The organism is Mycobacterium saskatchewanense (assembly GCF_010729105.1).
GTDB lineage: Bacteria > Actinomycetota > Actinomycetes > Mycobacteriales > Mycobacteriaceae > Mycobacterium > Mycobacterium saskatchewanense.
In genome coordinates this window covers 4,254,800-4,265,902 of record NZ_AP022573.1, presented here as the reverse complement: position 1 = coordinate 4,265,902, position 11,103 = coordinate 4,254,800, and the positions used below count along the sequence as shown (strand labels likewise).

At 71.1% G+C, this 11,103-nt stretch carries 11 protein-coding genes; 6 read left to right on the top strand and 5 right to left on the bottom strand.

Features of this window, described 5'->3' with window-relative positions; translation table 11 throughout:
• Nucleotides 1-63 precede the first annotated feature (63 nt).
• Both G6N56_RS20095 and G6N56_RS20090 read left to right on the top strand, forming a co-directional pair.
• Nucleotides 64-1,194, top strand: coding sequence for a glycoside hydrolase family 76 protein (locus G6N56_RS20095; RefSeq protein WP_085257856.1), 1,131 nt, complete (start codon nucleotides 64-66; stop codon nucleotides 1,192-1,194).
• On the top strand, nucleotides 1,191-3,140 hold the full coding sequence (locus G6N56_RS20090) for an acetoacetate--CoA ligase (protein ID WP_163645149.1): 1,950 nt from the start codon (nucleotides 1,191-1,193) through the stop codon (nucleotides 3,138-3,140). Before G6N56_RS20095 ends, G6N56_RS20090 begins: the two co-directional genes overlap by 4 nt.
• On the opposite strand, the gene G6N56_RS20085 is transcribed toward G6N56_RS20090, so the two are convergent.
• Entirely contained in the window at nucleotides 3,099-3,794 is a 696-nt protein-coding gene (locus tag G6N56_RS20085; protein ID WP_085257858.1) for a DedA family protein, read from the bottom strand. The two genes, G6N56_RS20090 and G6N56_RS20085, sit on opposite strands and share 42 nt — an antisense overlap.
• A gap of 59 nt (nucleotides 3,795-3,853) precedes the next feature.
• Here G6N56_RS20085 and fbaA point away from each other — a divergent pair, with 59 nt between their 5' ends.
• Nucleotides 3,854-4,888 carry a class II fructose-bisphosphate aldolase gene (fbaA, locus tag G6N56_RS20080; protein WP_085257859.1) on the top strand — a complete coding sequence of 345 codons (1,035 nt, stop codon included), beginning with the start codon at nucleotides 3,854-3,856 and terminating at the stop codon, nucleotides 4,886-4,888.
• A 387-nt stretch (nucleotides 4,889-5,275) separates the two neighbouring features.
• On the opposite strand, the gene G6N56_RS20075 is transcribed toward fbaA, so the two are convergent.
• Nucleotides 5,276-6,136: an Rv0361 family membrane protein gene (locus tag G6N56_RS20075; RefSeq protein WP_085257860.1), complete on the bottom strand. Its 861-nt coding sequence runs from the start codon at nucleotides 6,134-6,136 to the stop codon at nucleotides 5,276-5,278.
• 78 nt (nucleotides 6,137-6,214) lie between these two features.
• Here G6N56_RS20075 and G6N56_RS20070 point away from each other — a divergent pair, with 78 nt between their 5' ends.
• Nucleotides 6,215-6,628, top strand: a complete 414-nt coding sequence (locus G6N56_RS20070) for a DUF3151 domain-containing protein (RefSeq protein ID WP_085257903.1) — start codon at nucleotides 6,215-6,217, stop codon at nucleotides 6,626-6,628.
• On the opposite strand, the gene G6N56_RS20065 is transcribed toward G6N56_RS20070, so the two are convergent.
• Genes G6N56_RS20065 through G6N56_RS20055 form a run of 3 tightly spaced genes read right to left on the bottom strand, consistent with a single transcriptional unit; the run spans nucleotide 6,625 to nucleotide 8,996 of the window.
• Nucleotides 6,625-7,521: a cation diffusion facilitator family transporter gene (locus tag G6N56_RS20065; protein WP_085257861.1), complete on the bottom strand. Its 897-nt coding sequence runs from the start codon at nucleotides 7,519-7,521 to the stop codon at nucleotides 6,625-6,627. The genes G6N56_RS20070 and G6N56_RS20065 overlap by 4 nt on opposite strands.
• A gap of 41 nt (nucleotides 7,522-7,562) precedes the next feature.
• Entirely contained in the window at nucleotides 7,563-8,336 is a 774-nt protein-coding gene (locus G6N56_RS20060; protein WP_085257862.1) for a site-2 protease family protein, read from the bottom strand.
• Nucleotides 8,337-8,345: 9 nt separating this feature from the next.
• Nucleotides 8,346-8,996 (bottom strand): peptidase M50, encoded by a 651-nt coding sequence (locus G6N56_RS20055; RefSeq protein WP_085257863.1) that lies wholly within the window; start codon nucleotides 8,994-8,996, stop codon nucleotides 8,346-8,348.
• A gap of 169 nt (nucleotides 8,997-9,165) precedes the next feature.
• On the opposite strand from G6N56_RS20055, the gene G6N56_RS20050 reads away from it, so the two are divergent.
• Nucleotides 9,166-10,464, top strand: coding sequence for an adenylosuccinate synthase (locus tag G6N56_RS20050; RefSeq protein ID WP_085257864.1), 1,299 nt, complete (start codon nucleotides 9,166-9,168; stop codon nucleotides 10,462-10,464).
• Nucleotides 10,461-11,099 (top strand): PaaI family thioesterase, encoded by a 639-nt coding sequence (locus G6N56_RS20045; RefSeq protein ID WP_085257865.1) that lies wholly within the window; start codon nucleotides 10,461-10,463, stop codon nucleotides 11,097-11,099. Before G6N56_RS20050 ends, G6N56_RS20045 begins: the two co-directional genes overlap by 4 nt.
• The last annotated feature ends 4 nt before the right edge of the window (nucleotides 11,100-11,103 follow it).

The following is an 11,103-nucleotide window of genomic DNA, read 5'->3' as shown; positions in this document are numbered from 1 at the left end:
GGTGTCCGGCCGCCCCGTCGAGGATGTGACAACGGCGATGTGTCCTGAGGCAGGATCGCAGATATGGATCAGCTATGGGTCAACCGGGCGGCCACCTCCGAGGCCGCCGTCACGCGGCGCCACCTCAGACGCCTCTGGGGGCTGCCCGGAACCCAGCTCGGCGTGGTGGTCTGGCCGGCCACCCGGCGGGACCGGCGGTTCGGCACCTGGCACTACTGGTGGCAGGCCCACCTGCTGGACTGCCTGGTCGACGCGCAGCAGCGCGACCCGCAGCCGGAACGGCGCACCCGGATCAACCGTCAGGTCCGCACCCACCGCTTGCGCAACAACTTCCGCTGGACCAACAACTACTACGACGACATGGCCTGGCTGGCGCTGGCGCTGGAACGCGCCGCCCGGATCGCCGGCGTCGAGCGGCACCGCGCCCTGCCCAAACTCGCCGACCAGTTCGTCAACGCCTGGGTGCCAGAGGACGGCGGCGGCATCCCCTGGCGCAAGCAGGACCAGTTCTTCAACGCCCCCGCCAACGGCCCCGCGGGGATCTTCCTGGCCCGGTACGGGGATCGGCTGAAGCGGGCCGAGCAGATGGGCGACTGGATCGACCAGACGCTGATCGACCCGGAGACCCACCTGGTGTTCGACGGCATCAAGGCCGGCTCGCTGGTCCGCGCGCAATACACCTACTGCCAGGGAGTGGTGCTCGGCCTGGAGACCGAGCTGGCCGCCCGCACCGGCGCCGAGGTCCGGGCCCGGCACGCCGCGCGGGTGCACCGGCTGGTCGCGGCCGTGAAGGAACACATGGCGCCGTCGGGCGTGCTGAAGGGCAGCGGCGGCGGCGACGGCGGGCTGTTCGCCGGCATCACGGCCCGCTACCTCGCGCTGGTCGCCACCGTCCTGCCCGGGGACTCCGCCGACGACGCCGTCGCCCGCGACACCGCCCGCGACATCGTGCTGTCGTCGGCGAGATCGGCGTGGGACTACCGGCAGACGGTGGACGGGCTGCCGCTGTTCGGCGCCTCCTGGGACCGCGACGCCGAGCTGCCGACCGGGGGCGGTCAGGAGGCCCAGTTCGTCGGGGGCGCGGTCAACGCGTCCGAGACCGCCGAACGCGACCTGTCTGTGCAGCTGTCGGGCTGGATGCTGATGGAGGCCGCCTGTAACGTCACCGCCGTGACTGTAGGCAGGGCGGCATGACCGCGTCCGGCGACTGGGCTCCCGACGAGGCGACGCTGGCCGACGCCAACCTCACCCGCTTCATGGCGTGGCTCGAGGAGACCGGCCGCGGCGAGTACGGCGACTACCACGAGCTTTTACGCAAGTCGGCCGAGGACGTCGACTGGTTCTGGGACGCCGTCTGGAAGTTCTTCGACATCCAGGCCGACAGCCCGCCGCGCGCGGTGCTCGGCGACCGGACCATGCCGGGCGCCGAGTGGTTCCCCGGCGCCACGCTCAACTACGCGGGCGAGGTGTTCCGGCACGCGACCGGCGAGCGGCCGGCGCTGATCGTGGTCGGCGAGGACGGCTCCTGCGAATGGCCGTGGGCGCGGCTGCAGCGGGAGACCGCGGCGTTCGCCGCCTACCTGCGCGGCCTCGGCGTCCAGCCCGGCGACTCGGTGGTCGGGTACCTGCCCAACGTCGGGGAGGCCGCCGTCGCGGCGCTGGCCGCCGCCAGCGTGGGAGCCACCTGGGCGGTGTGCAACCAGGACGTGTCCGTCGACGGCGTGATCGCCAGGCTGGGCCAGCTGGAGCCGGCGGTGCTGGTGGCCAGCGACGGGTCGCTGTACGGGGGCAAGCGCATCGACCGGCGCGCGGAGCTGGCCACGATCCGCGAGGCGTTGCCCACGCTGCGGGCCACCGTGCTGGTGCCCCGCCTCGGCCTCGACGCCGCGGACGACACCGTTGCGTGGGCGACGGCGGTGGGAACGGACGCCCCCCTCGAGACCACCCCCGTCCCGTTCGCCCACCCGCTGTGGGTGATGTTCTCGTCCGGCACCACCGGCAAGCCCAAGGGCATCGTGCACGGCCACGGCGGCGTCGTGATCGAGCACCTGAAGTACCTCAGCCTGCAGCTGGACCTGCACCCCGGCGACCGCTTCCTGTGGTACTCGACCACCAGCTGGATGATGTGGAACCTGCTGCTGTCGGGCCTGCTGGTCGACGCCACGATCGTCCTCTACGACGGCAGCCCGACGTATCCGGCGACCGACGGGCTGTGGCGGGTGGCCGCCGACGCCGGGGTCAACGTGCTGGGCGCCGGGGCCGGCTACCTGCTGGCCTGCGCCAAGGAGGAGCTCAGGCCGGGGGCGTCGTATGCCCTGGACGCGCTGCGGGCGGTCGGGTCGACGGGCTCGCCGCTGCCGGCGGCCGGCTTCCGCTGGGTGCAGGAGGGGCTGGGCCGGACGGTGCCGGTGATCTCGATGAGCGGCGGCACCGACGTCTGCACGGCCTTCATCGGCGGCTGCCCGATCCTGCCGATCACCGCCGGCGAGCTGTCGAGCATCTGCCTTGGCGTCGCCATCGAGGCCTGGACCGGCCGCGACCACCCGGTCATCGGGGAGGAGGGCGAGCTGGTGGTGACCAAGCCGATGCCGTCCATGCCGGTGTTCTTCTGGAACGACGACGACGGCAGCCGCTACCGCGCCGCGTACTTCGACAAATACCCGGGCGTGTGGTGCCACGGGGACTGGATCACCATCACCGACCGGGGCTCCGTCGTCGTGCACGGCCGCTCCGACGCCACGCTGAACCGGATGGGTGTCCGGATGGGCAGCGCCGAGATCTACACCGCCGTGGAGCGCATGCCCGAGGTCCGCGACTGCCTGGTGGTCGGTGTCGAGCAGGATGACGGCGGCTACTGGATGCCGCTGTTCGTCCAGTTGGCCGACGGCGTCGAATTCGACGACGACCTGCGGTCGAGGATCGTCGCGGAGATCCGCCGGCACGCCTCGCCGCGGCATGTGCCCGACGACATCCTCGCCGTCCCGGGCATCCCGCGGACGCTGACCGGCAAGCGGCTGGAGATTCCGATCAAGCGCATCCTGCTCGGCGCGGTGCCGGGTGATGCCGTGCAGCAGAGCTCGATCGACCGGCCGGAGCTGCTAGACGCTTTCGTTGCGTACCGCAGGAGCCGGGTGTCCTGAGTCCTTGGCGCCGCGCCGGCGTCCCCGGTAGCCGCGCCAGGCCGCGACGAACGCCGGCATCAACGACAGCAGCAGGATGGCCAGCAGGATCTTCTGCAGGTTGTGGTGCACGAACGGCACGTTGCCCAGGAAGTAGCCCGCCAGCGTCACGCCGCCGCCCCAGACCGTGCCGCCGACGATGTCAAAGCCCAGGAACACCGGGTAGCGCATGTAGGACACCCCGGCGACGACGGGCACGAACGTCCGCACGAACGGCGCGAAGCGCGCGAGGATGACGGCCCACGGCCCGTACTTCTCGAAGAAGGCGTGCGACTCGGTCACGTAGTGCCGCTTGAAGAACCGCGAGTCTTCCTTCTTGAAGAGCGCCGGCCCGATTCGCCGCCCGATGAAGTACCCGGTCTGGTCGCCCAGGATCGCCACCACCGCGACGGCGGGCGCCAACACCCAGATGCTGGCCGGCGGGTTCGGGTGCGCGGCCAGCAGGCCACCCGTGAACAACAGCGATTCGCCCGGCAGCAGCGGGAACAGCAGCCCCGTCTCGATGAACACGATGATGAGAATCCCGGGCAGCACCGCGGATCCGAACACGCCGTCGGCGCCCAGCCAGTACATCGGGTCGAAGATGTCGGGCAGGGCCGTCACCGTAGTGCTCACGATGCTTCAACATACCGGTGTTGCGATACTGGACGGACCCAGTCGTCAGGAGGAGTGTCATGCCCATCGCCACGCCCGAGGTGTACGCGGAGATGCTCCGGCGCGCCAAGGAGAGCTCGTACGCCTTCCCGGCGATCAACTGCACGTCGTCGGAGACCGTCAACGCCGCCATCAAGGGGTTCGCCGACGCGGGCAGCGACGGCATCATCCAGTTCTCCACCGGGGGGGCCGAGTTCGCCTCCGGCCTCGGCGTCAAGAACATGGTGGCCGGCGCGGTGGCGCTGGCCGAGTTCACCCGCAGCATCGCCGCCCGGTACGCGATCAACGTCGCGCTGCACACCGACCACTGCCCGAAGGACAAGCTGGACACCTACGTGCGGCCGCTGCTGGCGATCTCGGCCGAAAGGGTGAGCGCGGGCGGTGATCCGTTGTTCGGGTCGCACATGTGGGACGGCTCCGCCGTGCCGATCGAGGAAAACCTCGCGATCGCCCAGGAGCTGCTCAAGGCCGCGGCCGCCGCCAAGATCATCCTCGAGGTGGAGATCGGCGTCGTCGGCGGCGAGGAGGACGGCGTCGAGGGCGCGATCGACGACAAGCTGTACACCACGCCGGAGGACTTCGAGAAGACGATCGACGCGCTGGGCCACGGGGAACACGGCAAGTACCTGCTCGCGGCCACCTTCGGCAACGTGCACGGCGTCTACAAGCCCGGCAACGTCAAGCTGCGCCCCGACATCCTCGACCAGGGCCAGAAGGTTGCGGCCGCCAAGCTCGGACTGCCAGACGGCGCCAAGCCCTTCGACTTCGTGTTCCACGGCGGCTCGGGCTCGCTGAAATCGGAGATCGAGGAAGCGCTGGGCTACGGCGTGGTGAAGATGAACGTCGACACCGACACCCAGTACGCGTTCACCCGCCCCGTCGCCGGCCACATGTTCGCCAACTATGACGGGGTGCTCAAGGTCGACGGCGAGGTGGGCAACAAGAAGGCGTACGACCCGCGCAGCTACCTGAAAAAGGCCGAGGCCTCGATGAGCGAGCGGGTGGTCGAGGCCTGCAACGACCTGCATTGCGCGGGCAAGTCGCTGGGCGCCTAGCTTTCGGCCTGGCCTCGGCGCGCTTGCTTCAGGCCGCGACACCGCCCCCCGGCCGCTTCAGGCCGCGACCCGCCGACCCCGCCCGCTTCAGGCCGCGACACATAAACCACGCACACGACACGCCGGTCGGCGTCGCAATGGTTTATATCTCGCGAGGTGGTGTGGCCGCCGCTCGCCGCTCGCCGCTCGCCGCCCGCCGGCCGCCCGCTTGCCGGCCGGCGGCCCGCCGCTCGCCGCCCGCCGGCCGCTGCCCGCCGCTCGCCGACCCCGCCCGCCGGCTTCAGGCCGCGACACATAAACCACGCACATGACACGCCGGTCGGCGTCGCAATGGTTTATATCTCGCGAGATGTGAGCCCCTACCGACGAGCCCGAACCCCCGAACGCCTAACCGCTGGGAGACTGGCAGATCTTCCACTGGTCATCGCGGTACTGCAGATCCAGGCTGCGGGTGGAGCGGACCTGCGGGTCGTACGCCATGAAGGTGGTCACGTTCGCCTCGGCATGCTGGCCGTTGACGACGACCTGGTCGATGCTGGCGATCACCGGGTACTGCTTGGCGGCCGACACCCGGCGATAGGTCTCGTCCCAGCCGTGTTCGTCGTAGTCGACGTACCCGTCGCGGGCGGTGCCGCAGGTCATGGCGCGCAGCGCGATCAGGTCGCCGCGCTGGACGGCGATGTCGTACTGCGAGATGGTGTGCCGCACCTGGTCCTCCTGCGACACCTGCGTGTGCTTACTGCGCAGCAGCAGCACAGTGCCCAGGACCGCGATCGCCACCAACGCCAGCACGATCACCACGATGGCCAGCACCCAGCCCCAGTTGAATTGCCGGGAAGTCTGCAGCCTCGCGCCGAGGCGTGGTGGAATCGATTGCGGCACAGCGGCTTTCGGTGGAACGCCGAGCTGCGCGGTGGGGTCCGCCCCGGGCTGCGGCGCGAAGACCTCGGTGGCGGGCTCGGAGCCGGTCGCGATGACCGCGGTCTCCCGCGCGTCGAATCCCGGTGCGGTGAAGCGCCGTTCGGGCTGCTGGCCGTCGCCCTGTGCCTCGGGGTCGCCGCCCGGGTCGCGTCTGTTGATCACCACGGTCTCGGTCTCGGCGTCATTCGGGATCAGCGGGTAGCCCTCGGTTGCGTCGCTGCCGGGGTCCCCTGGCGGGTCGCCGCCGGTCGCGCCCCGCGCCTCGCGTGGGTCGAACCCAGGCCGCTTCGGCATGGCGCCGCGATCGGGCTCGGGTGCATTCGGCATGGATGGCAGCTTAGCGACCCACGGCCCCTGTTGGGGTGATGGCCGCGGCTCGCACGGCGCGGCTGCACAATGGGAACCATGACGCCGATGGGAGACCTCCTAGGACCCGATCCGATTCTGCTGCCGGGCGATCCCGACGCCGAGGCGGAACTGCTCGCCGGCGAGAACCCGACCATCGTCGCCGGCGCGCATCCGTCGGCGTCGGTGGCCTGGGCGGCGCTGGCCGAGGAGGCTTTGGCGGAGGACCAAGCCGTCGCCGCCTACGCGTACGCCCGCACCGGCTACCACCGCGGCCTGGACCAGCTGCGGCGCAACGGCTGGAAGGGCTTCGGCCCGGTGCCGTACGCCCACGAAGCCAACCGGGGCTTCCTGCGGTGCGTGGCGGCGCTGGCGCGGGCGGCCGACGCGATCGGCGAGACCGACGAGTACCTGCGCTGCCTTGACCTGCTCGACGATTGCGACCCGGGGGCGCGCAAGGCGCTGGGCCTCTAGAAGGTCTCAGAACAGTCGGCGCCGCCGGGGCTCTCGATCTGAACGGTGGCGTGGTCGAGGCCGCGCGCGGACAGCACCGCGCGGGCGTCGTGCAGTACCCGGGCCGAGTCCCCGGAACTGGTCAGGTGCGCGGTGCACATGTCCTTGCCGGGGGACAGTGTCCACACGTGCAGGTCGTGCACCTCGGTCACCCCGTCGACGGCGCCCAGCGCCGAGCGCAGCTCGTCGACGTCGATGTGGGCCGGCGAGGACTCCGAAAGGATGCGCAGCGCGTCGCGGGCCAGCGAGATGGCCCGCGGCAGCACCCAGAGGGCGACCAGCACGGCGACCACCACGTCGGCGTACGGCCAGCGCGTGGTCACCGTGACCACCCCGGCGATCAGCACGCCCAGGCTGCCGACGCTGTCGGCGACCACTTCCATGTAGGCACCCTTGACCGCCAGGCTCTGCGACGAGTGGGAGCGCAGCAGCAGCGCCACGACGAGGTTGGCGGCCAGGCCGGCCAGCGCGACCACGATCATCGGCACACCCGGGATGGTCGGGGTCTCCCTGAGCCGCTGGACCGCCTCCCAGAGGATGAACAGCGAGACCCCGACGAGCAGTCCGGCGTTGGCGACGGCCGTGAACACCTCGGCGCGATGCCAGCCGTAGGTGCGCGCGGGCGAGGAACTGCCGCGCCGCGCCAGGCTGACGGCGGCGAGACCCATGAACACGGCCACCACGTCGGTCAGCATGTGGCCGGCGTCGGCCAGCAGCGCGATCGAGTTGATCAGCAGCGACGTGGTGAGCTCGACGACGAAGAAGCCCGCCAGGATCGCGGCGGCCGCGATCATCCGGGGAATCATCCGCGACGCGTCGGTCTCGGCGGGGGTGTGGTTGTGGCCGGCGCCCATGGCGTGAAATATATGCGCGGGCACGCATATATGGCAAGGCTTCAGATCCAGCGGCTCCAGAACCGGGTCAGCTGATTGCCCCAGGACACGAGCACGGGCGGCACGCCGGAGAAGTGGAAGAGCCACAGCACGAGCTCGAAGAACCACTGGTTGGCCGCAAACAGCAGGAAGAGCAGGAGGAAGAAGCCCCACTGCTTGGCCGGGGCCACGGCGCGCTGCGTCTCGGGGCTCAGGTGCGGCTCCAGGGCGTCGTACCCGTCCAGGCCGGGGATGGGCAGCAGGTTCAGCAGCAGCGCGGTGAGTTGCAGGAACCCCAGGAACGCCACGCCGGACCACAGCACGGCGTGATTCGGGTCGTAGAACAGCCGCGTCGCCGCCAGCAGCAACACCGCCAGCACCAGGTTTGCCGCCGGGCCCGCGAGGCTGACCAGGGTGCGGCGCGCGGGCGGCATGAACCAGGTCCGCAGGTACACCGCGGCGCCGGGCAGGCCGATCCCGCCCAGCGCGATGATCACCATCGGCAGGACGAGCGAGAGCGCCGGGTGGCTGTAGCGCCGCGGGTCCAGGGTCAGGTAGCCGCGGACGGCGGCGTCGTGGTCGCCGAACCGCCAGGCGGTAACGGCGTGGCCGAATTCGTGCAGGCACAGCGACACCATCCAGCCCGCGATCACGAAGACGAACACGCCGACGTACGACAACGGCCGCACGCTCGAGCCGGCGAGCCAGGCCAGAGCGGCGCCGAGCGCCGCGGTGGCCACCAGGGCGAGGAAGACGGGGCTGGGGCGCACCGAGTCGCGCCGGGTGGGCTGGTTCACCGGTCGAAACTATCGGACCAGCAGCCAGCCTTCGACGTTGCGGTAGAACGTCGAGCGGCGGGCCGGGCGCGGCGCGGCTACCCCGTCGCGCACGACGGCGACGCCGGTGCTGCCGAGCTGGGCGGCGCGGCCGGCGACCCACCGGCGCCGCGCTCCGGAAACGCGCGCCCGCAGGCCCGGCATGGCCCACGTCGGCTCGATGGACACCGCGGCCACGTCGCCGTCGAACAGCACCGCGTCGTCGACGACGGCCTCGCCGTGCAGGCGCTCGTCGCCGGCGGGCACCCAGCGGGCGCGGCCCACGATCACCGAGCCGGTCTCGTCACGCACCAGGGTCGCCCGGCGGGCGGCGCCGCGCAGGGCCCGCCGCGCCGCGCGGTGGCCGGCGGGCAGCCGATAGATCCGGGTGGCGCGGGTGCGCCGCGGCGGCGCGAAGCCCACCTCGATGTCGAGCCGGTCGGCGCGCAGCAGGCGGGTCAGCACGGCGGCCAGGTCGGCGTCGCCGCCCACCACCACCAGCCGCCGATACGGGCCGATCGCGGCATCGATGTCCGCCCGCTCGACGCGCAGGCCCCGCAGCGGTCTCGGCAACCGGCGGTCGCCGAAGACCACCACCGCCACGCCGTCGGCGCCTCGGCGCCCGTTCGCGCCGGTATTCATCGTTCCTCGCAACCTGCTGGCCTAAGCTGAATTGCCCGGCTCTCCCCCGCAAGCGGGAGGGACCCCCACAGCGGGCCGCGGCGGCCCGCATCGTCGCCAAGCTATGGTGGGTCACCGGCTGGACCACAATAAGCAGGCTTTAACAGGTGGGATTAGGCGGGAGTACGTCATGCCGGCAATCGTCCTCATCGGCGCCCAGTGGGGCGACGAGGGCAAAGGTAAGGCCACTGACTTGCTCGGCGGCCGGGTGCAGTGGGTGGTGCGCTATCAGGGCGGCAACAACGCCGGCCACACCGTCGTCCTGCCCACGGGCGAGAACTTCGCGCTGCACCTCATCCCGTCCGGGGTGCTGACCCGCGGCGTCACCAACGTGATCGGCAACGGCGTGGTGATCGACCCGGGGGTGCTGCTGGACGAGCTCAAGGGCCTCGAGGACCGCGGCGTGGACACCACCAAGCTGCTGATCTCGGCCGATGCGCACCTGCTGCTGCCCTATCACGTGGCCATCGACAAGGTCACCGAGCGCTACATGGGCAGCAAGAAGATCGGCACCACGGGCCGCGGCATCGGCCCCTGCTACCAGGACAAGATCGCCCGCATGGGCATCCGGGTCGCCGACGTGCTCGACCCCGAGCAGCTGACCCACAAGGTCGAGGCCGCCCTGGAACTGAAGAACCAGATCCTGGTCAAGATCTACAACCGCAAGGCGCTCGACCCCCACCAGGTCGTCGACGCCCTCCTCGAGCAGGCGGAGGGCTTCCGGCACCGCATCCGCGACACCCGGCTGCTGCTCAACTCCGCCCTCGAGTCGGGCGAGACGGTCCTCCTCGAGGGCTCCCAGGGCACCCTGCTCGACGTCGACCACGGCACGTACCCCTACGTGACCTCGTCGAATCCGACGGCCGGCGGCGCGGCCGTCGGGTCGGGTATCGGCCCCACCCGCATCACCACCGTCCTCGGGATCCTCAAGGCATACACCACCCGGGTGGGCTCCGGCCCGTTCCCCACCGAGCTCTTCGACGAGAACGGCGAGTACCTGTCCAAGACCGGCGGCGAGTTCGGCGTCACCACGGGGCGGCGGCGGCGCTGCGGCTGGTTCGACGCCGTCATCGCCCGCTACGCCACCCGCGTCAACGGCATCACCGACTACTTCCTGACCAAACTCGACGTGCTGTCCAGCCTGGAGACGGTCCCGATCTGCGTGGGTTACCGCATCGACGGTCAGCGCACCAACGACATGCCGATGACCCAGAGCGACCTGTCCCGGGCCGAGCCCGTCTACGAGGAGCTGCCCGGCTGGTGGGAGGACATCTCGGCCGCGCGCGAGTTCGACGACCTGCCGGCCAAGGCGCGTGACTACGTGCTGCGGCTGGAAGAGCTCGCCGGGGCGCACTTCTCGTGCATCGGGGTGGGTCCCGGGCGCGATCAGACGATCGTCCGCCGCGACATCCTGGCGGCCCGCCCGTGACGGACTCCGACCCCAAGGAACTCGACCCCGACTACGAGCGCCACGGCGGATTCCCCGAATACGGCCCGGCCTGCCCCGGCCCGGGCTTCGGGCGGTTCGTGACGGCCATGCGCCGGCTGCAGGACCTCGCGGTGTCCGCCGACCCGGGTGACGACGTGTGGGACGACGCGGCCGACCGGGTCGGGGAGCTCGTCGAGCTGCTCGGCCCGTTCGAGGCCGAGGAGGGCAAGGCGCCGGCCGGGCGGACCCCCGATCTGCCTGGTATGGGCAGCCTGCTGCTGCCGCCATGGACGCTGACGCGGTACGCGCCCGACGGGGTGGAGATGACCGGTCGGTTCAGCCGGTTTCACGTCGGGGGCAATCACGCGGTGCACGGCGGCGTCCTGCCGCTGCTGTTCGACCACATGTTCGGCATGATCTCGCACGCCGCCGGCCGGCCGATCAGCCGAACGGCGTTCCTGCACGTCGACTACCGCAAGGTCACCCCTATCGACGTGCCGCTGTCGGTGCGGGGGCGCGTGACCCGGACCGAGGGCCGCAAGGCGTTCGTCGCCGCGGAACTCGTCGACGCCCAGGACACCCTGCTGGCCGAGGGGCACGGCCTGATGGTGCGGCTGCTGCCCGGCCAGCCCTGACCCG